This is a genomic window from Chitiniphilus shinanonensis DSM 23277 (assembly GCF_000374805.1).
In the GTDB taxonomy this organism is placed as follows: domain Bacteria; phylum Pseudomonadota; class Gammaproteobacteria; order Burkholderiales; family Chitinibacteraceae; genus Chitiniphilus; species Chitiniphilus shinanonensis.
The window spans coordinates 43,092-67,329 of sequence record NZ_KB895346.1; the positions used below are offsets into that span (position 1 = coordinate 43,092).

Annotated in this window: 19 protein-coding genes and 1 CRISPR repeat array; of the genes, 16 read left to right on the plus strand and 3 right to left on the minus strand. The window is 57.7% G+C overall.

Translation table 11 applies throughout. From position 1 onward, the window contains the following. Nucleotides 1–1,374: direct repeats of the CRISPR family, unit length 29 nt; unit sequence GTGTTCCCCGCGAGAGCGGGGATGAACCG. A 203-nt stretch (nucleotides 1,375–1,577) separates the two neighbouring features. Continuing rightward, nucleotides 1,578–2,615, minus strand: coding sequence for an aldo/keto reductase (locus C556_RS0112730; protein ID WP_018748640.1), 1,038 nt, complete (start codon nucleotides 2,613–2,615; stop codon nucleotides 1,578–1,580). Between the two features lie 142 nt (nucleotides 2,616–2,757). Continuing rightward, the gene (locus C556_RS0112735; protein ID WP_040431149.1) at nucleotides 2,758–3,723 is read right to left on the minus strand and encodes a TraB/GumN family protein; all 966 of its coding nucleotides are present in this window, start codon (nucleotides 3,721–3,723) and stop codon (nucleotides 2,758–2,760) included. Between the two features lie 207 nt (nucleotides 3,724–3,930). Here C556_RS0112735 and C556_RS0112740 point away from each other — a divergent pair, with 207 nt between their 5' ends. Further along, complete coding sequence (locus tag C556_RS0112740) at nucleotides 3,931–4,368, plus strand: hypothetical protein (protein ID WP_018748642.1); 438 nt, start codon at nucleotides 3,931–3,933, stop codon at nucleotides 4,366–4,368. Between the two features lie 242 nt (nucleotides 4,369–4,610). Here the strand turns inward: C556_RS0112740 and ppa are convergent, their stop codons facing one another. Next, complete coding sequence (gene ppa, locus C556_RS0112745) at nucleotides 4,611–5,141, minus strand: inorganic diphosphatase (protein ID WP_018748643.1); 531 nt, start codon at nucleotides 5,139–5,141, stop codon at nucleotides 4,611–4,613. 344 nt (nucleotides 5,142–5,485) lie between these two features. On the opposite strand from ppa, the gene C556_RS0112750 reads away from it, so the two are divergent. The 15 genes from C556_RS0112750 (at nucleotide 5,486) to C556_RS0112815 (ending at nucleotide 24,197) form a co-directional block, all read left to right on the plus strand. Further along, entirely contained in the window at nucleotides 5,486–6,757 is a 1,272-nt protein-coding gene (locus C556_RS0112750; RefSeq protein ID WP_018748644.1) for an amino acid deaminase, read from the plus strand. A gap of 196 nt (nucleotides 6,758–6,953) precedes the next feature. Beyond that, nucleotides 6,954–7,823: a MurR/RpiR family transcriptional regulator gene (locus tag C556_RS0112755; RefSeq protein WP_018748645.1), complete on the plus strand. Its 870-nt coding sequence runs from the start codon at nucleotides 6,954–6,956 to the stop codon at nucleotides 7,821–7,823. Nucleotides 7,824–8,063: 240 nt separating this feature from the next. Further along, nucleotides 8,064–9,539, plus strand: a complete 1,476-nt coding sequence (locus C556_RS0112760) for an N-acyl-D-amino-acid deacylase family protein (RefSeq protein ID WP_018748646.1) — start codon at nucleotides 8,064–8,066, stop codon at nucleotides 9,537–9,539. Nucleotides 9,540–9,631: 92 nt separating this feature from the next. After that, entirely contained in the window at nucleotides 9,632–10,033 is a 402-nt protein-coding gene (locus tag C556_RS0112765) for a RidA family protein (protein ID WP_018748647.1), read from the plus strand. Nucleotides 10,034–10,229: 196 nt separating this feature from the next. After that, nucleotides 10,230–11,132, plus strand: a complete 903-nt coding sequence (locus tag C556_RS0112770) for a sugar kinase (RefSeq protein ID WP_018748648.1) — start codon at nucleotides 10,230–10,232, stop codon at nucleotides 11,130–11,132. 80 nt (nucleotides 11,133–11,212) lie between these two features. Next, complete coding sequence (locus C556_RS0112775) at nucleotides 11,213–12,385, plus strand: hypothetical protein (RefSeq protein WP_018748649.1); 1,173 nt, start codon at nucleotides 11,213–11,215, stop codon at nucleotides 12,383–12,385. Between the two features lie 525 nt (nucleotides 12,386–12,910). Further along, nucleotides 12,911–13,324: a toxin-activating lysine-acyltransferase gene (locus tag C556_RS22320; RefSeq protein ID WP_157236156.1), complete on the plus strand. Its 414-nt coding sequence runs from the start codon at nucleotides 12,911–12,913 to the stop codon at nucleotides 13,322–13,324. Continuing rightward, nucleotides 13,317–14,738 (plus strand): protein adenylyltransferase SelO family protein, encoded by a 1,422-nt coding sequence (locus tag C556_RS23035; protein ID WP_157236158.1) that lies wholly within the window; start codon nucleotides 13,317–13,319, stop codon nucleotides 14,736–14,738. Before C556_RS22320 ends, C556_RS23035 begins: the two co-directional genes overlap by 8 nt. Nucleotides 14,739–15,179: 441 nt before the next feature. Next, on the plus strand, nucleotides 15,180–15,332 hold the full coding sequence (locus C556_RS23430) for a hypothetical protein (RefSeq protein WP_169338619.1): 153 nt from the start codon (nucleotides 15,180–15,182) through the stop codon (nucleotides 15,330–15,332). 300 nt (nucleotides 15,333–15,632) lie between these two features. Continuing rightward, nucleotides 15,633–16,808, plus strand: coding sequence for a glycosyltransferase family 2 protein (locus C556_RS20310; protein ID WP_040431150.1), 1,176 nt, complete (start codon nucleotides 15,633–15,635; stop codon nucleotides 16,806–16,808). Nucleotides 16,809–17,285: 477 nt separating this feature from the next. Next, nucleotides 17,286–18,038 (plus strand): Clp protease/crotonase-like domain-containing protein, encoded by a 753-nt coding sequence (locus C556_RS23045; protein WP_169338620.1) that lies wholly within the window; start codon nucleotides 17,286–17,288, stop codon nucleotides 18,036–18,038. Between the two features lie 348 nt (nucleotides 18,039–18,386). Further along, entirely contained in the window at nucleotides 18,387–18,626 is a 240-nt protein-coding gene (locus C556_RS23050) for a serine hydrolase (RefSeq protein WP_157236163.1), read from the plus strand. Nucleotides 18,627–19,718: 1,092 nt separating this feature from the next. Beyond that, on the plus strand, nucleotides 19,719–20,699 hold the full coding sequence (locus tag C556_RS23890) for a radical SAM protein (protein ID WP_245559250.1): 981 nt from the start codon (nucleotides 19,719–19,721) through the stop codon (nucleotides 20,697–20,699). A gap of 50 nt (nucleotides 20,700–20,749) precedes the next feature. Continuing rightward, entirely contained in the window at nucleotides 20,750–22,012 is a 1,263-nt protein-coding gene (locus C556_RS0112810; protein ID WP_018748655.1) for an HlyD family secretion protein, read from the plus strand. A gap of 1 nt (nucleotide 22,013) precedes the next feature. After that, nucleotides 22,014–24,197, plus strand: a complete 2,184-nt coding sequence (locus C556_RS0112815; RefSeq protein ID WP_026263064.1) for a peptidase domain-containing ABC transporter — start codon at nucleotides 22,014–22,016, stop codon at nucleotides 24,195–24,197. Nucleotides 24,198–24,238: the final 41 nt, after the last annotated feature.

Sequence of the window (24,238 nt, forward strand, 5' to 3'; positions counted from 1 at the left end):
GTGTTCCCCGCGAGAGCGGGGATGAACCGACCAGCGCCTCAAAGGCAAGGTGCGTCTGGCCGTGTTCCCCGCGAGAGCGGGGATGAACCGGTCAAGATCAGCGGCGGCTACAACGCCGAGGAGTGTTCCCCGCGAGAGCGGGGATGAACCGGCGGTGGGCAAGACGCGCCAGCACGTGGACCAGTGTTCCCCGCGAGAGCGGGGATGAACCGCAGCGAGGCCCCGCCGTCGCGCGCCAGTTGATCGTGTTCCCCGCGAGAGCGGGGATGAACCGCTCATGCAAATCAGTCCGGATGGTGAATTACGGTGTTCCCCCGCGAGAGCGGGGATGAACCGTGGCCGTGGCCACGGCGCCGGACGGTGCGTCGGTGTTCCCCGCGAGAGCGGGGATGAACCGGGGCCGCCATGCACCTACGCGAACTGGTGACCGTGTTCCCCGCGAGAGCGGGGATGAACCGCTCACAGTACGCCAGCTGTACTACCAAATGGTGTGTTCCCCGCGAGAGCGGGGATGAACCATCACCGTCCGAGACCTGATCGACGACGCCGAGGTGTTCCCCGCGAGAGCGGGGATGAACCGTCATCGAGCAATTCGGCATTCCGTCCGATCTGGTGTTCCCCGCGAGAGCGGGGATGAACCGAAGTGGGCAAATAGCACGCCCAGGCCGATCCAGTGTTCCCCGCGAGAGCGGGGATGAACCGAAAAATACGAAAAATCTACTTTTTTTATTGCAGTGTTCCCCGCGAGAGCGGGGATGAACCGAAGTGGGCAAATAGCACGCCCAGGCCGATCCAGTGTTCCCCGCGAGAGCGGGGATGAACCGAAAAATACGAAAAATCTACTTTTTTTATTGCAGTGTTCCCCGCGAGAGCGGGGATGAACCGGTGCAGCTGTTGGTCGTCGTGATTGGCACCGTGTGTTCCCCGCGAGAGCGGGGATGAACCGGGTCTCGACGCGGTCCAGTTCACCGTCCGCATGTGTTCCCCGCGAGAGCGGGGATGAACCGCACGGAAAGATCACTTTCATGTGCCGCAGCGGGTGTTCCCCGCGAGAGCGGGGATGAACCGCAGCTTCTTGAACCCGTCCTCCAGCTCGAAAAGTGTTCCCCGCCAGAGCGGGGATGAACCGTCTCACTTCGCATACCGCTGAAACATATCCTTGTGTTCCCCGCGAGAGCGGGGATGAACCGAGGGCATTGCCCTTAACTACATGCCCTACATCGTGTTCCCCGCGAGAGCGGGGATGAACCGCCCCCCAGCATGCCGGCCACGTCCACGGCGGCGTGTTCCCCGCGAGAGCGGGGATGAACCGTACCTGTTGTTGAACAACTGGATTTCGCCCCGCGTGTTCCCTGCGAGAGCGGGGATGAACCGGTGCGCCTCGCGGAGATCGACGCACCCGAGAAGTGTTCCCTGCGAAAGCGGGGCTAAAACCAAGAGGATCGCTATGCCGGCTCACCTGCTGGCCGTTTCCCCCGCAATAGCAGATTCGCCCTTCAGCCCACTCGCAGCCCTACGTCCTTCATTTCGCCTCCCCCAAACCAGCCAGCAACAACTCCCCGACCCAACTCCCCGCCCTACAACGCCGGATTCGGGCTGCGGGCGTGGATCGCTTCGATGGCCGTTTCCAGTTCCGGGGTGAGTGTCACGTCCAGGCTGGCCAGGTTTTCGTCGAGCTGCGCCATGCTGGTGGCGCCGAGGATCACGCTGCCGACGTACCAGCGGCTGTTCAGCCAGGCCAGCGCCAGCTGGGTCGGGGTCAGGCCGTGTTCGCGGGCCAGGGCGGCGTAGTCGGCGATGGCGGCCTGCACGTAGGGCTTGGCGTAGCGGGCGCCGAAGCCGGGGAAGCGCGTCATGCGGCCGTCGCTGGCCGGGTCGTCCTGGTACTTGGCGCTCAGCAGGCCGAACGCCAGCGGGCTGTAGGCCAGCAGCGCCACCTGCTCGCGGTGGCAGACTTCGGTCAGGCCATGCTCGAAGCCGCGGTGCAGCAGGTTGCAGACGTTCTGGATGCTCACCGGACGCGGCAGGTCGTTCTCGCGCGCCACGCGCAGGAACTCCATCACGCCCCAGGGCGTTTCGTTGGACAGCCCCACATGGCGCACCTTGCCGGCGCGCACCAGCCGATCCAGTCCTTCCAGTTGCTCGTACACGCTCGGCACCACCTCCGGCTCGCGCGCGGGGTCGAAGTAGGTGTCGCCGAACATCGGCACGTGGCGGGCGGGCCAGTGCAGCTGGTACAGGTCGATGTAGTCGGTCTGCAGCCGGCGCAGCGAATCCTCGCAGGCGGCGACGATCTGGGCGGCGGTGAATTGCGGGCCGCCACGCATCCAGGCCATGCCGCGCTGCGGGCCGGCCACCTTGGTCGCCAGCACGATGCGGTCGCGCGGCTGGCGCGCCAGCCAGCTGCCGACGATGCGCTCGGTGGCGCCCTGGGTGTCGGCCTTGGCCGGCACCGGGTACATCTCGGCGGTGTCGATGAAGTTAATCCCGGCGGCGACGGCGCGATCCAGCTGGGCGTGGCCCTCGGCCTCGCTGTTCTGCTCGCCGAAGGTCATGGTGCCCAGGCACAGCACGGATACGTTGAGGTCGGATGCGGGCAGCAGTCGGTAACGCATGGGGTTCTCCAGGGGAGGGTGGGTCGTCTTCGCGCGGTGGGATGAAGGTGTACCGCAAACCGCCGGGGCGATGGAAGAGACAGTGGCCGCGCTTTTCGGGGGCGACAAAAAAGCCGCTGGGTCGCAGCGGCTTTTTTTGTGCCTATTTGTTTTTCTTCTTGGCCTTGGCCGGCGGCGCTTCGGCCGGGGTGACGGTGTAGCCGGCGGCGCGCAGGCGGGCGATCAGGCCGTCCTTGCCCGGCAGGTGCAGCGCGCCGATGGCGAAGAAGGCATGCGCCTTGGGCAGTACCTTGACGATGCGCTCGCCCAGGCGCTGGTTGCGCTCGGCCAGCAGCACGCGCTTGGACCAATCGGCGAAGTACGCGCGGTCGGCGGCGGAGAATTCGCGCATCAGCGGATCGTTTTCCGGTTGGGCCAGCTTGACCATGCCGGCGTAGTCGCGTGCCACGTAGCGGGCGATGATGGCCTTCAGGCCGGATTCCACGTCGTCCTGGTGGTCGATCAGCGCCTTGAGCAACGTCAGCTGCTTGTCGGCCGGCATGTCGGAAAACACCGCCAGCTGTTCCTGCACCGTTTCGATGCCGTCGTAGCCCTTGCCGGCATCGACCGCGTTCTTGGTCAGCAGCAGGTCCAGCGGCAGTTCGCCGTCGGGCTTCTTCGGCGTCATCAGGTACATCGCGGCGGCCCACGGCTTCAGGCGGCGCACAGCGGCCTCGGGGTAGTGGCGCGCTTCCAGCTCGGGCACCAGCTTGGCGTAGTAGGCAGCGCCCAGCTTGTCTTTCAGGCTTTCGCCTTCGGGCAGCAGCACGGTGTTGGCCTGCTCCATGAAGGCGCCGAAATCCAGCCGCACTTCGGTGGCGACGCGCTCGGACGAATCGAACGCCGCCTGTGCTTCGGGCGACAGCCGGGTCACCTTGGGATCGGACACGTGGACGGTGCCGAACAGGTACGAGACCGGCTCGTTTTTCTTCTCGATGCGCCACAGGTGCGAGCGCGGGAAATCCTTCAGGTCGTCGCCGGCGGCGTGCGTGACGGCGGGGGCCAGCAGGGCCGCGGTGCACAGCCCGGCGAACAGCGGGCGCATCAGGTGGCGAAGGCGGGACAGCATCGACATCTCCGTTTCATGGGCGGGACAAAAGCTGGCAAGTATAGCGAGCCGCGTCGCGGATGGGGGCGGCGTGGTGTCAAGGCGCGACGATGCGCTGGTGGGCGACAGCGCGGCCCGGCGCTGCCGCGAAACAATCGATGACACGTCCAAGGGCATTTTTTATCATCGGGGCCAGCCCCGCGGAACAGGGGCAAGGAGGATGAAACGATGTTGATGCGATACCTGGGCCTGCTCGGCCTGGCCTGCGGCGTGGCGCTGGCCGAGGCGCCCGCGCCGGCGCAACCGGCCGATTTCGTCGGCGAATACTGGGCCAACCTGCACGGCGACCGCCGTACCCGCGCACTGTGGATCGACGCGCTGAACAGCGCCGACGCCAACCGCTTCACCGCGCGCGGTCGCTTCGGCATCGCCTGCGCCGGCTTCCAGCCGGTGACCATCGACGGCAAACGCGAAGCCACCGGCTGGCGGCTGGAGTTCAAGCCCGGCGCCAAGGTGACGGTCAGCGTGGTGGGCGATCCCCGGCAATTGAGCGGCGACTATCGCGGCGAATTCGGCACCGGCGTGCTGTCGCTCAGCCGTGGCGACGTCGCCACCACCTGCCCGGACGCTGCGGCGGCGGTTGATGATGATGGTGGTTTGCAGTAACCCTACACCTTGAACCACAGAGGACAGTGAGAACACAGAGGTTTCACCGAGAAAGGCCAAGGCGAGTTTTGATCGCTGCATCAGGCCTCCCCATTGGAACATTGCCTTGAGGTTTTCTCTGTGGAACTCCGTGTTCTCGCTGTCCTCTGTGGTTCAAGGTGTAGGGTTACCAGCCACGCAAAAGAAACGCCCCATCCAGGGGACAGGGCGCTGTCGGATCGGGTGGGCGTGCGCCTGGCCGATCAGGCCTTCTGGGCGCGCTCGTAGCTGGCGACGATCTCGGCTTCGGCGGCGGCCTTGTCGCCCCAGCCGGTGACCTTCACCCACTTGCCCTTTTCCAGATCCTTGTAGTGCTCGAAGTAATGCTTGACCTGGGCCAGCAGCAGCTCCGGCAGGTCTTCCAGTTTCTGGATGTGCTTGTACATCGGGCAGATCTTCTCGGTCGGCACGGCGATGACCTTGGCATCCTGGCCGGCTTCGTCTTCCATGCCCAGCACGCCGATAGCGCGACACTTGATGATCATGCCGGGGGCCAGCGGGAACGGGGTGTGCACCAGCACGTCCACCGGATCGCCATCCAGCGACAGGGTGTGCGGCACGAAGCCGTAGTTCATCGGGTAGGACATCGAGGTGCCGACGAAGCGGTCGACGACGATGGCGCCGGCTTCCTTGTCGAATTCGTACTTGACCGGGGGCGCGTTGGCGGGGATTTCGATGATGACGTTGAAGTCGTTCGGCAGGTCCTTGCCGGCCGGGATCTTGCTGATGTCCATGGAGGGCGTCCTTCAATGACGTTCGTGAGGGCCTGACAGGCCTAGGCGGGCGCAATTATAAGCGCGAAGCGCGACCGGGAGAAAACGAGGAAATCCGCGCCCGAGGAGTGGGGGATGAAGGGCCAAAATCTGTAGACACAGAGCACGCCGAGAACACAGAGGGCACAGAGAAAACCTTAGGGAAAACCGGGTGGGGTTTCTCTGTGTGCTCTGTGTTCTCCCCGCGCTCTGTGTCTACAGATTTTTTCATTTCGCTTGCGTCTCGATATGGAAGAAATTTTCACAAGTATGTCGATTGCGCGCTAGGATACGGCGATCAACCGCCATGAAAGCCCGTTTGAGTGATGATCGAAGAAAATATTTTCCAGGAACGACCGATCCCGACTTGTGGCAAGGGTCTGGGTCCAAGCGATGACGGCGCCACGCTGGGCGAGGTGCCGGCGCTGGGCTGGCGCCTGCTGGACGAGGATCTGAGCCTGCCGGTGGCGGTGCTGGACGGCGCGCGCATCGAGCACAACCTGCGCTGGATGCAGGATTTCATCGACCGCTACGGCGTGAAGCTGGCGCCGCACGGCAAGACCACCATGAGCCCGGCGCTGTTCCAGCGGCAGCTGGCGGCCGGCGCCTGGGGTATCACCCTGGCCACCGCGCCGCAGGTGCAGGCGGCGTATCGGCACGGCGTGCGCCGGGTGCTGATGGCGAACCAGCTGGTCGGGCGCGGCAATATGGCCATCGTGTCGCGGCTGCTGCGCGATACCGGGTTCACGTTCTATTGCGTGGTCGATTCGGCGGCCAACGTGGACCAGCTGGGCGAGTTCTTCGCCGCGCAGGGCCAGCGGCTGAACGTGCTGATCGAGCTGGGCGTGGCCGGCGGGCGCACCGGGGTGCGCGATCTGTCGCAGGAAGAGGCCGTGTTGCAGGCGCTGCACCGCTGGCCGCAATCGCTGGCGCTGCGCGGCATCGAGGTCTACGAGGGCGTGCTGAAGGAAGCGACCGGGATCCGCGCCTTCCTGCGCCGCGCGGTCGGCCGGCTGAAGGCGCTGGCGCGGGTGGAGGCGTTCGCGCCCGGCCCGGTGCTGCTGTCCGGCGCCGGCTCGGCGTGGTTCGACGTGGTGGCGGAGGAGTTCTGCGGCATCGACCTCGACCGCCCGCTGGAGGTGGTGCTGCGCCCCGGTTGTTATCTCAGCCACGACGTGGGCATCTACCGCGCCGCCGAAACGCGCATCCACGCCGAGAACCCGGTGGCGCGCGCGATGCAGACCAGCCTGCTGCCGGCGTTGCAGGTGTGGGCCTACGTGCAGTCGCTGCCTGAGCCGGGGCTGGCCATCGTCGGCCTGGGCAAGCGCGACGCCGCGTTCGACGCCGGCCTGCCGCAACCCGCCAGCCACTTCCGCCCGGGGCACGACACCTTGCCGCGCCCGGCCGGCGCCTGGCAGGTGAGCACGATGATGGACCAGCACGCCTTCCTGCGGATCGACCCCGCCGACGACCTGGCCGTCGGCGACATGATCGCCTTCGACATCTCCCACCCCTGCCTGACCTTCGACAAATGGCGGCAACTGGCCGTGCTCGACGACGACTACCGCGTGGTCGAACTGGTGGAGACGTTTTTCTAGCAGGCGGCGTTGAAGGCGGAATTCAAATCTTGAACCACAGAGGACAGTGAGACCACAGAGGGGTCACAGAGAAAGGCAGAAAGAGAAACGAAGCGTTCACGGTTTTCTCTGTGTAACTCCGTGCTCTCTGTGTCCTCTGTGGTTCAAGGTTTGAATTTCGCCTTCGCCTTTGTCATCCCCAACTCACCGAAGCCCCATGCCCAATCACGTCGACATCGTCTATCACATCCGCGCCTGTCGGGAGCGGCTGTCCGTCACCGAGCGCAAGGTGGCCGACGCCATTCTGGACGACCTCGCCTACGCGGCGTCGGCGTCGATCGACCAGCTGGCCACCAAGGCCGGGGTGAGCATCGCCAGCATTTCGCGCTTCGCCCGCGCGGTGCAGTGCGCCGACGTGCGCGACCTGAAGCTGAAGCTGGCGCAGGCCAGCGCGGTGGGCGCGCGCTTCCTGGCCGCGGCGCCGCCGCAGGAAAGCTCGTTCTACACGCGCATCTGCGGCGAGATCGAGGCCACGTTGCGGCGCAACCTGTCGCTGCTGAGCGAAGCGCAGTTCCAGCAGGCGGCCGGGCAACTGGCCGGTGCGCGCATGAACTACGTGTTCGGCATGGGCGGCGCGTCCACCATGCTGGCGCAGGAACTGCAGTTCCGCGTGGTGCGCCTGGGTTACCCGGTCACCGCCTACCACGACGTGGTGCTGATGCAGCTGGTGGCGGCCACGCTCGACGCGCGCGACGTGGTGGTGATGCTGTCGCTGTCGGGCGCCACGCCGGAGATGCTGGGTGTGGCGGCGCTGGTGCGGCAGTACGGCGCCACGCTGGTGGCGGTCACCGACCCCGACGCGCCGCTGGCGACGCTGGCCGATCTGGTGCTGCCGATCAAGACCGACGAGACCGAGTTCATCTACAAGCCGTCCGCCGCCCGCTACGCCATGCTGATGGCGCTGGACATCCTCGCCACCGAGCTGGCGTTGATCGACAAGGCGCGCAGCCAGGAGCTGCTGCGCCGCGCCAAGCTTGCCCTCGACGCCCACCGCGAAGGGCACGACCGCCTGCCGCTGGGGGATTGAGATGCATGCTTGCCGATGTCGAATACAGGAAAGACACATCTGTAGATACAGAGCACATGGAGACAAAGGCCAAGTCCAAATCTTGGAACACAGAGGACACGGAGCGCACAGAGAACACGGAGAAAAACCACAACGAGAAAACGGCCATCCCATGGCATCCCTTCGGGTTTTCTCCGTGTGCTCTGTGTTCTCCCCGCCCTCTGTGTCTACAGATTTGTTTTTGAGCTATCGGAGCACGCTGTGGACTACGACCTGTTGATCCGCGACGCGCGGTTGATCGATGGCAGCGGCGGCCCGTCGCGCACCGGCACGCTGGGGGTGCGCGACGGGCGCATCGCCACGCTCGATGCGCCGCCCGTCGCCCGCGCCGCGCGCGAGCTGGACGGGCGCGGTCTGGCGCTGGCGCCGGGCTTCATCGATGTGCATACCCATGACGACACCCAGGTGATCCGCGCGCCGCAGATGCTGCCCAAACTGTCGCAGGGCGTGACCACGGTGATCGTCGGCAACTGCGGCATCAGCGCCAGCCCGGTGCGGCTGAAGGGCGATCCGCCCGACCCGATGAACCTGCTGGGCGACGCCGACGCGTTCCGCTATCCGCGCTTCGCCGACTACCGCGCGGCGGTGGACGCGGCGCGGCCGGCGGTGAACGTGGCGGCGCTGGTCGGCCACACCGCGCTGCGCAACAACCATCTGGACCGGCTGGATCGCCCCGCCGACGCCGCCGAGATCGCGGCGATGCGCGCCGAACTGCGCGACGCGCTGGCGCACGGCGCGCTGGGGCTGTCCAGCGGGCTGGCCTACGCCTCGGCCTTCGCGGCCGACGCCGCCGAGGTGATGGCGCTGGCGGAAGAACTGCATGCGTATGGCGCGCTGTACACCACCCATCTGCGCACCGAGTTCGACGGCATCGTCGGCGCGCTGGACGAAGCGTTCGCCACTGGCCGCCACGCGGGCGTGCCGGTGATCGTGTCCCACCTGAAATGCGCCGGCGCCGGCAACTGGGGGCGCAGCGGCGAGGTGCTGGCACACCTGGCGCGCGCGGCGACGCAGCAACACGTGGGCTGCGATTGCTACCCGTATGCCGCCAGCTCGTCGACCCTGGATCTGAAGCAGGTGACCAGCGATTTCGACATCGTGATCACCTGGTCCACCCCGCACCCCGAAATGGCCGGCCGCACCCTGGCCGAGATCGCCGGGCTGTGGAGCATGGGCCTGCTGGACACCGCGCGCCGCCTGCAACCGGCCGGCGCGGTGTATCACGGCATGGACGAGGACGACGTGCGCCGCATCCTGGCGCATCCGCTGAGCATGGTCGGCTCCGACGGCCTGCCCGCGGACCCGTTGCCGCATCCCCGGCTATGGGGCGCGTTCCCCCGCGTGCTGGGGCACTACAGCCGCGACGTCGGGCTGTTCCCGCTGGAAACCGCTGTGCACAAGATGACCGGCCTGTCGGCGCAACGCTTCGGCCTGGCGCAGCGCGGCCTGTTGCGCGAGGGCCACTGGGCCGACCTGACGCTATTCGACCCCGCCGCCGTGCGCGACGTGGCCAGCTTCGCGCAACCGGCCCAGGCCGCCGCCGGCATCGCCGGGGTATGGGTCAACGGCGTGGAAAGCTATCGCGACGGCCAGGCGAGCGGCGAGCGGGCGGGGCGGTTTTTGGGCGCTTCGCATTCGGAAAGCTGGGAAGGGGGAAGAGGGAAGGGGGAAGGGTAAAGTCAAAAGCAACCCCGCTCTTGCCGTTGGTTTTGGGTTTCACCCTTCCCCCTTCTCCCTTCCCTCTTCTCATTCATTAAAGGAGGCAGACAATGAGCAGCAACAATCCAGAAATCCAGCGTTACGGCGTGGCCGGCGGCACGGGCACCGGCGGGCAGCACCTGCCGTTTGCCCGCGCGGTGCAGGCCGATGGCTGGCTGTACGTGTCCGGCCAGGTGCCGATGGTGAACGGCGAGGTCATCGACGGCGGCATCGTCGCCCAGACGCACCAGGCGATCCGCAACCTGCTGGCGATCCTGACCGAGGCCGGCTACGGGCCCGAGCACGTGGTGCGCTGCGGGGTATGGCTGGACGACGCGCGCGACTTCATGTCGTTCAACCGCGTGTTCCAGGAATACTTCGGCGCCAACCCCCCGGCCCGCGCCTGCGTGGTGTCGAGCATGGTGGTCGATTGCAAGGTGGAGATCGACTGCGTGGCTTATCGGAAGGAATAGAGCACTTCTGTAAACGTCCGAGAAAATCTGTAGACACAGAGAAAAACATTGAGAACACAGAGCACACAGAGAAAGACAAACACCATCTTGGGAAAACCCTGGTGTTTTTCTCTGCCTTTCTCTGTGTGCTCTGTGCGCTCCCCGCACTCTGTGTCTACAGATTTTCATTTCCCAACCTGAACAGGATCGACCAACCATGAATATCGGCTGCCTGGGCGAAGGCATGATCGAGATCGGCGGCGCGCCGCTGCGGCGGGCGTGGGGGGGAGATACGCTCAACACCGCCGTCTACCTGGCGCGGCTGGCCGGCGCCGTGCATCGCGTGCATTACCTGAGCGCGCTGGGCGGCGACAGCCTGTCCGACGCGCTGTTGGCCGACTGGGCCGACGAAGGCATCGACACCACGCGCGTGGCGCGGCTGGCCGGGCGCATGCCGGGGCTGTATCTGGTCGAGACCGACGCGCACGGCGAACGGCGCTTCCATTACTGGCGCAGCGACAGCGCGGCGCGGCACCACTTTGCCGGCGGGCTGGACTTCGCCGCCACTTTTGCCGGGCTGGACGCGATCTATCTCAGCGGCATCACGTTGGCGTTGTTCCCGCCGGCCGAGCGGGATCGCCTGCTCGACGCGCTGCGGCAGGCGCGCGCGCAGGGCACCCGCGTCTGGTTCGACAACAATTTCCGCCCGGCGCTGTGGTCGGCGGCCGAAGCCGCCGACGCTTACCGCGCGCTGCTTCCGCATACCGACATCGCGCTGCTGACCGAGGACGACGAACACGCCGTCTTCGGCGACGCCACGCCGGAGCGGATCGTGGCGCGCACGCTGGCCGCTGGCTGCGGGGAGGTGGTGCTCAAGCGCGGCGCACAGCCGGCGCTGGCCGCCACCGCCGCCGAAACGGCCGAGGTGGCGCCAGCGCCCGTCCGGCCGGTGGTCGATACCTGCGCCGCCGGCGATTCGTTCGGCGCCGCCTACCTGATGGCGCGGCTGGCCGGGCACGGGCTCGCCGCCGCGCTGGCGGCCGGGCACGCGCTGGCCGGCACGGTGATCGGCTATCCCGGCGCCATCATTCCCCGTAGTGCGATGCTGGGGGCCGCATGAAGCCCGCCATCCAGCCGTGTATTACCCGACCCCGGGCCGCGTGATCCACGCAGCCCGTTCAAACAAAGAGAGTCCCAACCATGACCGCCAACCGCTCACTGTATGTCTACCCCTGGGATCTCGCCGGCCGCGAGATCGGCGCCTTCGTCGAGGAAGTGCAGGCACTGGGGCTGGACAGCCTGAAGCTGGCCGCCGCCTATCACGCCGGCAAATTCCTGGTGCCGCCGCGCCCCGGCGTCGCCGGCCCGCGCGTGGTGTTCCCGGAGGACGGCGCGCTGTATTTCGAGCCGCGCCCCGAGCGCTACCCGACGCTGCCGGCGCTGGCGCACAGCGATCCGGCGCTGCGCCGCGTGCCGTACCAGCTGGCCGAGGACGGCCGGCTGGCGCTGTCGGCGTGGACCGTGCTGTTCCACAACTCGCGCCTGGGCGCCGCTCACCCGGAACTCCAGGCGCGCAACGCGTGGGGCGACGGCTATGTGTACAGCCTGTGCCCGATGCAGCCGGCAGTGTTCGACTACGGCGTGGCGCTGTGCGGCGACTTGGCCGGCACCCTGCCGTGGCACAGCCTGACACTGGAAAGCCCCGGCTGGGCGCCCTACGGCCACGGTTACCACCACGAATTCGCCCAACTGCGCGGCAACGTGTGGCTGGATACCATGCTGGGCCTGTGCTTCTGTGACGCCTGTACCGCCGCCGCGCGCGCCGAGGGGCTGGATGCCGCCGCACTGGCCGGCCGCGTGCGCAGCCGGGTGGACGGCTATCTGGCCGCGCCGGTGGACGCGGCGCCGGACCAGGCTGGCGCCTGGCTGGCGGCGGATCTCTACGAGGACGCTGACCTCGCCGCCTTCCTGCGCTTGCGCCAGCGCCGCGTCACCGAGTTCGTCGCCACCGTGCGCGGCGAACTGCCGGCCGCGACCAAGCTTTATGTGATCCCGACCGTACAGCGTCCCACCGCACAGACCTGGCTGGAAGGCAGCGACCTCGCCGCGCTGGCGCACGCCACCGACGGCATCGAAGTGCCGTTCTACGAACCGAATGCCGGCCGGGTACTGGCCGACGCGGTGGACACCCTGCGTCGGGTGGGCGACGCCAGCCGCGTGCGCGCCATCCTGCGCCCCGGCCCGCCCGACCTGGGCGACGGCGCCGAACTGCACGCCGCGTGGCGCGGTCTGGAAGCACTGGGGATCAGTGAGTTCTCGTTCTACAACTACGGCCTGCTGCGGCCGGCGGTGCTGGCGGGGTTGCGGCGGTAGGGAAGCTCAGTCAATCCATGACACGCCACTTTGGGTCTCACGAGGGTGGTAAGAAATAGTTGTCGATATACAAAGTAAAGGCCCCCTCTAATGAGGGGGCCTTTACTTTGTATTGTCATGACTTGTGCCTATATTTGCACTATATATTCTTTCTAATAAAGAATGTTTTTTTTAAGAATTCTTTATTATTTGTAAGATTTTTTTTCCATGAAAATGCTCCTAATGAAGGGAGTGATGAGAAAAATATTGGCATTTTTCAAATAAAACTTCCCAATTTCAAGCAAAAAAAGCTTTCACTAGAGGGTGGTGGAGGGGCATCAGTGTACAGCGGCGTTATGCAGTTTTGATTTAAATTCTTACAAATTTGTGGTGTTGACGATAGAAGGCTAGATCCCTAGGCTGTGCCACTCAGTTTGAAAATATTTATGCAAAACTACTTACTTGATCGTCCCGATGTTAATAAGTGAATTAAATTATTTCCTTACTCGCGACACTAGTCGTGACAAAAGCGAGATACACCAAGCGATGGGTGCGCTGCTGGATATCTGCGTACAAGATCCCCAGCGCAGCAGTCTTGATCTGCGCACCTTTGTTCATTGGCTCAAGCCAGCCGTCCTGCATTCCCAATTCCTGTTGTTACAGGATGAAGGGGAGGTCGTACCCAGTGGCTACGTCACCTGGGCTTGGGTCGATGACGCGACTGCGCTGCGTTACCAAAATGCCCCGCGCTTTGTACTCCATCCTTCCGAATGGCACGAAGGCCTGCATCTGGTTGTCATGGATTTTTGCGTTTTGGGCGACCCGACACGCTTCATGCGGCGGTTACTGCGCTGTACTCGTCATCTGGCCCGGCGAGGGGCCGCCTCCATCAATGTCTGCATTCGAGACGCTTGCGGATTGCCCATTCGCTGTCATTCAATCCATCCCCAGCATGACTAGCCCCTTTGCCACATTTGCCCATCCTGGCCCAGCGGATACCGGTCTGATTGGTCAGCAGCTTCCCGTACGAAGCTTTGTTGGCTTCGATGTTTACAAAATCAAGCATGCACAACTCGTGTGGCTCAACGAGGACTTGCTTGGCACATTGGAGGTGACGCAAGAGCAAGCAGAGCAGGACATCCTGAAACACTATGCCTATGTGACGCCTGACTATGGTGAGTATGCCAATCTGAACTTGGGGGATCGCAAGGTTTTCCTCGCTGATCGCTATGGTTCGCGCTACCAAGCCTGTAATGGAGGCAGTGCGCGTTGCGGCATCAATGGCAGCTTTCAGATCAAGGGGATTGGAGCCAATCCTCTGGTATCGGCCAATATCGATCACAACCATGCCCATGGAAAGTTATGTCTTGCCGAGGCCGTGAACGAAGCGATCTGGGGCGAGATTTGCCACCGCCATCTGCCGTATGGCGCGGTTCGTACACTGGCCATTATCAAGACCGGCGAGACCATCGATACCGATTACGGACTGGGACACCGACACCCCCAGAGAGCCGCACTGGCCATCCGACAACTCGCTATTCGTCCAGCGCATTTTGAACGTGCGACCTTCTTCTGGCCCCAACCAGCGTACATGGCATTACGCGACGATGATTATCTCCGAGTACAGGAAAGCATTGCTTGCCTAGGGGCCGCGTTTGAAGTGACCGAAGAAGATCGCCAACGTATCGGCGGTTCGCTTCCCTACAGTGCACTCATCACATTCGTTGAGAAAATCGCCCGACAGATTGGCATGTCGCGAGTTATAGGCATACCACACGGCTCACTGACCAGCTCCAATATCGCCATTGATGGCCGTTTTCTTGATTTTGGCACCATTTCAGCGGTGCCGGATTTTGCTAACTACATCCTGGCCGCCGGGCAGGGAGCAATTTGGGACGATCACTACCTTATTTCAGAATGGATCAGGCATTTATGCTTCTTCATTAATAAATACAGTACGGAAAAAATAGGCAAAGAGAGTCAGGAAGAAATTATCGCCAATTTCACACACAAGATTGCTGAAACAGAAGATCTTCAAACTGCTTGTTGTTTAGGAGTTGCCGGCAGTGTAGAGGAGAAGAAAAGGGTTGGCGCATCGATCAAGCAATTGTTGCGCAAAAGTGCATTAACGCCTCGTGCATTTTCTGGATTCAGAAATTCTGATTTTTCACTGCGATTGCAACAGGTAGCACTGCAACTGGGCCTGCAAAAATTATCAGCCGATTTTCCTTTACGTCAGGAAAAATATTCTCAATACACGATTGCCAGCAAGACTGCTGCGTGCGTGACCGAAAATGATGGATCGCGTGAAGCGTTGACGGCGTTGATTGGCCAGTATCTAGATCCAAGCGATAGTGCTCAATTTATGAGTTAAGTTTTTTTCGAAGCCTCGCTAGAAAACGATGGATGAAAAGTTGCCAAAAAGGCAAAGCGAGCACCCCGTCTGTGGCGTGTTTTTTTAAATGAAGTGATCGTATGTTTCAACTGAATGAAGATGAAATCTTGATGGTAGATGGTGGCGGGGACGGCACCACTATCGGCGGGGCCAAGCAACCAACGCCAAGCAATGGGAGGGCTCGGGCTGGTAGTTGCGTGTTGGTTAGCACCTATGGCAGCAAGAGTGGTCAGTCGAATGATAGTTTGGCTGCAATGGGCAATGGGGGCCGCATGGAGGATATGGCAATGGCCTGGGGACTACTCCGGCTGGAGGCATAGATGGTAGCAATGGCCAATGTGGCGGTTGCAGCTCAATGACGCGAAACCCACCATATAAAGCGAAATCATGTTATAGCAGATAACATCGAGAAGTTTATAAATGGTACAAAAGGCTAACATGCTTGTGATGGTGGGTATTCCACATCTTTCCGGGGAGGAAGGCGTTATTTCTTTGTTAAAAAGAAAAGGGCATTCAGTGGAAGTGGTCACTTTGAATGATGTTTTATGGGCCAACCCTGCTAAAAGTCCGTGACGTGTCCTGAGAAATAGGATGGACCCTATCACCAAAATAATATTTTATCAATGATCTTTACGCCAGCACTCTTGGTGGGGCATATCGGTTGGTTATGGAAGGTATTGGCGCTAACATAGAATGGATGCCTCCTCTGTTCGTTTTTTTTCAACGAGTGGATTTGAATTTTATTTTCTGATCATATTTTGAGATGGCAAGATATGAGGTGCTATGGTCTTCCTTGTATACGATCAAGTTTTTTTGATCAAGAATCGAATTGTTGTTTTCAGGGGGGCGAATTGATATTAGGAAATGGCAGCTATGCGTGAGATCATTACTCTACTGTTAACTATCCCTGCAGCGATAACATGCACCGTAACATTATGCCTGCTGCTGGTCTATTTGAGGCGTCCGGCAAAAAACCAGCAAAATGATGAGTCGCCAACAGTGTCGGTACTCGTGCCGTTCTACAACGAAGATGCCAACGTGTTTCTCAAGGCTTTGAGCTTGCTGGATGCTCAGTGTTATTGCCTTCCATTGCAGGTTGTTTTGATTGATGACGGGTCTACCAACGATACACCTCAGCAGGTTAAATCGTGGTTAATGCAGCCACACAGACAACGCTTTCAGCTGCTTACCCGTGAATTGAATGGAGGCAGGAAAGGATACGCTTTGGATTATGCCCTTGCCTCAGGTGTGCTGGATGGTGAAGTCTATGTCGTTGTCGATAGCGATACCTACATAGCGGAAGATGGAGTTCATCAGCTGGTAAAAAAGCTCTGGAGCGATTCTCGCTATGCTGCCGTATGTGGCTTCATTGCTCCGGAAAATCATCATGGGTCGCTGATTGCTACACTCCAGCACTATGAGCATATTGGGTTTTACGGAGCGATTCGCGCAGCACAAGACCAATTAGGTGTGGTTCCTGTTCTGGCGGGGGCGTTTGTGGCGCATCGTGCCTCGGTTGTACGCCAAATAGGTGGTTGGGGGGATTGGTTGGTGGAAGACATATCCTGGTGTTGGAAGGCGCTAGCAGCACATTATCGTACCGGTTATGCCCCAAATGCTGTCGCCACTACTCAATGCCCCAGAACGTACGGAGCGTTATTCCGGCAACGCCGACGCTGGGCTAGAGGGCGAGTAGAAGCTTTTACTACTGCATGGAAAATGTCCTGGGTCAAAGGTTTGCTGTTTACCCCCTGGTTTCTTTTTGCAGCATTACAATTTTTATTTCCGCCCACTTTATTAATGGTGCCCTTGCTTATTGGGTTCAAAATTTGGCCTCCATTGGTGCTAAATGCGTTGATCTTGCTTCTTTACTTAAGCTTTTCAGTGATTTTTGCGCGGCGGCATGGAAAAAATTTAGGTGTGGCGGGCGGTAAATTAAAAAAAATTCCCTTGTTTACAATGATGTTGGAAATTTTGACTTGGGTCCCGAATATTCTTGGTTATGGCGATGAGATATTGGGAAAAAGAAAAAATTGGCTGACAAGATAACCTGTATGGTTAGTGTTGCTTGCTTTGCAGTAATACAATACTGGTATTGTTTTGGAATGCTTCATGATTTAAATATTCGGGCGTTGGATTTGCTCTGAAATAAATGCTCGCCCAATGCTTTTTTTTGAAATTGCCATTTGGCAAAGCCGAGCGCACCGGTTTAGTGCGACCAATGGGAGTTTGAAATGTTTCAATTAAATGAAGAAGAAGTTCTTATGGTTTGTGGTGGCATCGGCGATGGTGATACGCGCGCGGGTTCCTCGGCAGAGAGTGGCTCAGGTAATGGAGAAAACAATGGTGGGGGCGGCGGTTGGTCATGTGGCGGTGATCAGGGTCCAGGTGGAAGGGGGGGGTGTTCAATTAACTTCTAATTAGCTAATTAATTGATTGGATTTGGCCGCCATTTTTAAATTGCGGCCAAAAAGCACAATGAAAATTATCCTTTTGATGCTTTTTTTCTTAACTTGCAGTTGTTCGATGGTTGATAAAAATTCATATGAAAAGAACCTCCTGAACTCAGTATACGGGCGTCAGCTGAGAGCGGCTTCCTTAAAAGGAAAATTAACTAGTTTAAGTCCGGGTATATTGAAGGTGGAAGGTATATTGGATTATGATTTGATGCAAAATTTAGTTGGTAAAAATGATGTAACTGAGATTGTTATAAATTCCGGTGGTGGCGATGTTGTTTATGCAATAAAAATAGCGGAATGGATGAGAGAAAAGAAAGTTAAATTGAGTGTTGATGGTGTTTGCATTTCGAGTTGTGCTAATTATATGGCGGTTGCAGCGGCAGAGCTAAAGGTTAATGGGCTTGTTATTTTTCATGGAAACATGATGGGGTACTATTATCAATGCAAACTATCTCAAGCTCAGTATGATGCATGTGATTTTAATGGGTTGTATGATTCAGTTAAAGCTGAAATTGAATTCTATAAAAATTATCCTACGGCGCTGAAATTGGCGTTTGCTTCTTCGTTTTTCGGAGAGCGGGGGAGAGATGAAAATGCTGGAGTTTTCCTCGACAAGCAAGCGCTTGCTTCTTGTGGTTATGCGATCACTTCTTTAACAGGTGGGAGAGAGATGTATTCTTGGATGGAAAAAATGCGAATTAGATGGGGAAGGAAATTTTACTTCGATAATTGGTCAAAAACTAGTAAAGATATATGTGAAGGCTGGGTGGATAGGCGAATTGAATTGGTAACGGATGCCATGGCTTCAGTTAAGAAATGAGTTGATTGAGGATCTCGCCTTTTTTGGATCGCTTGGTGACGATTGGAAAGAATGATGGGTTTGATGAAAATATAGGTTGATGTACACTTTATTTGAAAAGGTATAAGTGTGGAAGGCGCGGGCTTAAAAATGGCTAATTGGAGAGAAGTGGTTAAAATTTATGCCTGAAATTCGGTGATGGCTAAAAAAGGCAATAAGGATATCCTCAGTTGGCTGGCTACTCCCGCATGGGATTTTTATTTATGGGTGTTTTGTGTCTAAAAGTGCTTGTCATTTTTTTGGGGGGGCTTTTATATGAAACCCGGGTTTGCCGCTTCGGGGAAATCCCCGCGCTAACACGTTGATTGGATGATTTCTTCTTACCCAATGGTTGACGCTGTATTGATTAGTGTCGATGGAAAATTGGTAGTGGAAGCCTATGTGGAGCCGATGGGAAGGGATGAGCTGCGCCAGTTGAATTCGGTAACGAAAAGCGTTCTTGCGGCTTTGGTAGGTATCGCAGCGGAAGAGAGAGGCCTAGATCCGAAAGCACCTTTTGGTGCGTTATTTGAAATGATATTTCTGCCGGCTTTAAAGCGAATGAGTTAATTGATTTTCTTAATGGTGTGCCAGGATTTTCATGGAATAAATATCTCAACCTTGAGCAGCTGGGGAGCTTAAAAAACAACCTACTCCCCTTGAGTTTTATTTTTCTCGGTCCGTCGGTGCAAAAAAACTCGCTACTCGTCAGGTGATTATTGAGTGTTAAGTAAGGCTTTCAACGATTTTATTCCGTAGGGGGGGCTGAATTTGCAAAAAAGTTGTTTTCTCCTTGGGGAATTAGCGATTTTTCATGGGAAAGCTTGCCTGGCCTGCCTGTGAATGGCGCAAGAGGGTTATCGTTGCGCCGGGTTGATCTCCTCAAGTTGGGGGGAGCTTTACCGTCATTCTGGAGAATGGAAAGGCGAACAAATTGTTCCTAAGCAATGGAAGCAATGGATTGCCGAAACCACGCGATTGCGCTCGGATGCAAATAGCGCACAGTATCGAAATGGCTGGTGGGTTACCAAGGACTACTTTACAGCTCGTGGAGGTGGGGGCAGCTGCTTATGGTCGTTCCCCCCCCCCCAGAAAAAAAACAGCCTCGTCATTACTTCGCATTGGGGGGATTTTCCAAGTTGATAGAGGGCCGTGTCTCAACCTTATAAAGGGAACAATAAGTGGTGGTGCCGGAAGGTGTGATAAAGAGACAGTGCGAAGATTGGCGGAATTCGGAAAATCATATTCAATTAATTTGTCAAAAATTAAGTTCGATTCTGGATTTTGGCTAAAAATCCGCGATGAAAAGGTTTGCCTTAGGAAACATTGGAGGAGTGGTGCCGCATGCAGATGCTTGCTCTGATAAAGATGGGGCATGGGTCGAGGAGTATTTATTCGGTGAAAGAGTGGTCCGGCGAGTCGAGTGCAGTAAAATTATATTGGACACGCTGTGTGGCCGATGCGCCATGCTCATACGTTCTATTGGGAAATAAAGATGAATAAAGTTTCTGGTATGGTTTTTGATTCTATTTCAAGTATTCGATGAATGAATACGAATTTTTCCGTAAAAATTTCAAAGTGAATTAAGTAGTGCTTTTTCGGATATGTCGCAGACTGCGACATGCGGGTATGTTTTGCTAATTTTTTAGTGAGTGCTAAAGTATGAGCATGGCGAGGGTTACGCAACAACCGGATGGTTGCTTCTATTTTGGTGTCAATTGGGCATTGACGACTAAATGTAATTACCGTTGCACTTATTGTCATCCCGATCTACACAATGGCAAAATAAAAACGCTCAGTTTTGAGGCGGCTGTTGCTTTTGTGGACAAGGTGTTTGCTTATTGTGAAGCACGAGGTCAGCTTCCTTTTTTTGAATTTGGCGGCGGCGAGGTCACATATCTAAAATGGTTTGGTGACTTTCTGCAGCTAATCTACGAACGGGGCGGCTTGGTTCATATTATTTCTAATGCCTCGTCCTCGCTGGCATGGTGGGAGCGATATGTATCCTGTCTGCATGGCGCTAGCTTGAGTTTCCATGTCGAGGAGATTCGAGATAAGACTCATTTTATTAACGTGGCTCAGATCGCTGCGGCCTGCTCTACGGCCAATCTGCATATCAACGTAATGATGTTGCCAGAACGGTTTGACGAGTGTCTGTCGTTGGCGCAGCAAATGCGTGATGAGGTGCAGTGTTCGATTGCTTTGCAGCCCTTGTTCCATGGTTTTGGTAGTGGTGGAATTTCCGGAAGGTTTGCCTATACGGTCGAGCAGGAAGCGGTCATGCAATCCTTTACCGGGAACGAGCCGACCAAGGCGATTCCGCAGCCGCGTGGGGTGATGCTAGTGACCCACCAGGATGGCAGCGTGGTACGCAAGACAGCATTTGATTTGCTGGTTGCTGGCGAGACCAATTTCCAAGGCTGGGATTGTCATGCTGGGATCGAGAACATCATTGTGACTTTTCAGGGGGAGATTTACCGCGCCTGGTGCATGCAGGATGGCCCGATAGGCAGCATCTTTGATGACATACTGACGTTGCCAGCCGAGCCTACTCGCTGCCGCACCACAATCTGTCAATGTGGGATCGATATTTGTTCTACTAAAGCACGTCAGGCGGTTATTTCTAAAGGGGCTCGGATTTGAAACTGGAGAAGGTTGTTTGATGTCGTGGGCAGGGATGCTGCCAAGCTCATATGAAAAATAGAAAGATATATCGGCAGGGTTTTTTCGACGCGCAACGGTCGCATCATGCTGGCGCGATTCTGATTCCTGTCGAGTTTGGTTTGACTTGGTTTGCGTGGGCTAGCATTACTCTGCTTACCTTGCTAATTGCATTTATAGTGATGGGTGAGTACACCCGCAAGGCGCGTTTGGAAGGTCTCATCATGCCATCGGCCGGGGTGATCCAGGTGGTGGCACAAATGCAGGGGCGGGTCGAGCAGTTGTTGGTGAAAGAGGGCCAACGGGTTCAAGCCGGGCAGGTGTTATACCGGCTGCGGGATGAACGATATGACCATCAAGGCTTGGGTTTGCTCGCCAGCCTGAGCGATTCCGTGGGCAAGCAGATCATCAATTTACAACGGCAGCGCGAGCGACAAATAGATATCAACGCTACTCAGCGGGATGGCGTATTACGCAATTTGAGCCAGTTGGGCATGGAACTGGGAAGCGCGCAGCAAGCCTTGGCTCTGGTGCGAAAGCAAGAGCAATTGTCCCGTATATCCGTAGCTCGATTCCAGCGATTGTCCGAGCAGGGGTTCATTTCTTCGGCCGCGCTAGATGAAAAGCAGATTTCACTAGCTGCGATACAAGCTCAGATCGAGGTGCAGCGACAATCGCGCTCACGCCTATTGGCCGAACAGGCGACTCTGCAAAACGAACTGCAGCGTCTGCAATTGGAAGGAGATGCTCGTCTTTCTGAGCTGGATCGCCAGTTGCAGGATGCGCGGCAACAGCAAATCGAGTTGGCTGGCCGTGGTGGGGCGACATTGACTGCACCAATGGCGGGCACTATCGCAGCCGTGCTGGTCAAGCCAGGGCAGGCGGCGCAGGCCGGCGAATTGTTGTTGATGCTAGTTCCGGATGGAACGGCATTGCAGGTTGAGCTTTATGCACCCAGCCGCTCCGTAGGCTTTGTCAAGCCGGGACAGCGCGTGGGGTTACGTTTTGCAGCTTTTCCTCATGAAAAATTCGGCGTGCAATATGGGACAACCCGTGAAGTCTCCCGCACCGCGCTCGCGTCAGCAGAGGTAACGATGCGCAGTCCGATCACGTGGAAAGACGGCGAAGCGCATTACCGGGTGATCGTAGCCCTAGATAAAAATTATGTGCTGGCTTATGGCAAACGGGAAGCACTAAAAGTGGGTATGCTGGTTGCCGCGGATGTGGAGCTGGATCGTCGGCATATTTACGAATGGTTGTTAGAGCCGTTGTGGAGCCTGCACGGAAAGCTTTGATATGGAATTAATGCAGTCTTTGAGTTGGAGCTGGCGCAAACAATTGCCATTGGTGCGGCAAACTGAAGCAGCAGAGTGTGGTGTGGCGTGTTTGGCTATGGTTGCGGGTTGGCATGGCTATCGGATTGATTTGCCTGCGCTGCGGGGACAATTCGGTGTTTCACAACATGGCATGACCTTGCGTCGGTTGATGGATTGCGCGCAGGCATTGCATCTGACAGCGCGGGCGGTGCGCCTAGAGTTGGGCGATTTGGCGCAATTGCCTATGCCGTGCATTCTTCACTGGGACTTGAACCATTTTGTGGTATTGAAGCGGGTTAAAGGACAGCGTATCGAAGTTCACGATCCGGCACGCGGTGCATTGGCGTTGATGCCAGTTGAAGTGGACCGGCATTTTACCGGTGTGGCGCTGGAGTTGACTCCGACCCATGCCTTTCAGCGACGGGACGTACGTCGCAAAATACGCTTGACTGAACTAGTTGGGAAAACTATTGGCCTGAAGGCCGCGTTGATACGTATTTTTTGCTTTGCCATCGTGCTGGAAGCACTGGCCCTTGCTATGCCGCTGATTAATCAACTGGTGATTGATGAAGTATTGGTGGCTAGGGATGAGAGCTTATTGGCCATTGTCATCATCGCTATGTTGATGTTGATTGGTGCCCAGTCGCTGATCGGGGTGGTAAGGGAGTGGGCGACCATTTCGATGTCGGTCAATTTCAATATGCAGTGGACGGCCAATGTGTTCCATCATCTGGTGCGTTTGCCGCTGGATTGGTTTGAAAAGCGTCATATTGGCGATATCAGTGCCAAATTCGATGCCATCAATACCATTCAGCATACGCTTACCAGCAGTATTCTTCAGGCTGTTTTGGATGTGATCCTGATTGTCGGCACATTGACTATGATGCTGCTGTATAGCCCGGTACTTTCAACGGTCGCCATCATCGCCGCGGTGTTCTATGGCGTGCTGCGCTGGCTTTGGTTCGGCACGATGCGCAAAGCATCGGAGGATAGCTGGTCGGCCAGCACTCAGGAAAACAGCCACTTTCTGGAGTCATTGCGGGGTGTACTTAGTTTGCGTGCCAACAATTCGCTGGCGCAGCGTGAGTCCGCATGGCGCAACCTAAATATTGAGCGGCGCAACATGCAGCTGAAAGAGTCGCGACTGGGCATGCTATATGGTTTGACCAACACCGCCATTGGTAGCGCGACCGCTGCCGGTGTGATCTGGTTTGGGGCAAAGGCGGTGATTTCCGGCCAGTTCACGATTGGAATGCTGGTCGCTTACATGTCGTTTCAGGGGCGTTTCTCCGGCAGTGTTTCCGCGCTGATTGACAAGCTCTTCGAGTACCGCATGCTAGATGTATACAACGAACGACTCGCTGACATTGTATTGACCTCGAAAGAAGGAGAGAAGGATCGCGCGGCTAATGATTTCGATAGTGTGCGGCAGCAGAAGGAAAAAATAGCTTGCTTGAGTGCGCTTAAAATTGCCGAAAATGCGTTGCCACTAGAGGTGTGCAATCTTACATTCCGATATGGCAACGATGGACCATTGATTTTGAATAACGTTTCTTTCAATGTTCAGCCCAGTGAGGTGGTTGCCTTGGTCGGTCGTTCTGGCGGCGGGAAGTCGACGCTGGCAAAGCTGATACTGGGTTTGTATACACCTGTGGCCGGACAAGTTCGGGTAATGGGGATGCCTTATCAGATCGACAGGACGAGTGAATTACGTAGCATGATCGGTGTAGTGTTGCAGGAGGACCAACTGTTTAGTGGTGCCATTCTGGATAATATCACCTGTTTTACTGCGGAAGCGATTGATCACGAGCGTGTGGAGTACTGTGCCAAACTTGCCGGCGTGCATGATGAAATTAATGCGCTTGCAATGGGTTATCAGACGCTAGTAGGCGAAATGGGAAATACATTGTCTGGCGGGCAAAAGCAGCGCATCTTAATAGCGCGAGCACTCTATAAACAACCTCGATTTCTGTTATTAGATGAAGCAACAAGCCACTTGGATGTTATGAACGAGACCATGATCAGTCAGACGCTAAGGAAATTGGGGTTACCCATTTTGTTGATCGCTCATCGACCGGAGACAATTGCATCGGCGGATCGGGTTCTGGAATTGACAGAGGGAGGGGTTTTTGAGCGCCCCTCATTTGAAAAATTGGAACAATGAAAAGGGGGGTGTATATGTGGGACAGCTTCTTTTGATGTGTA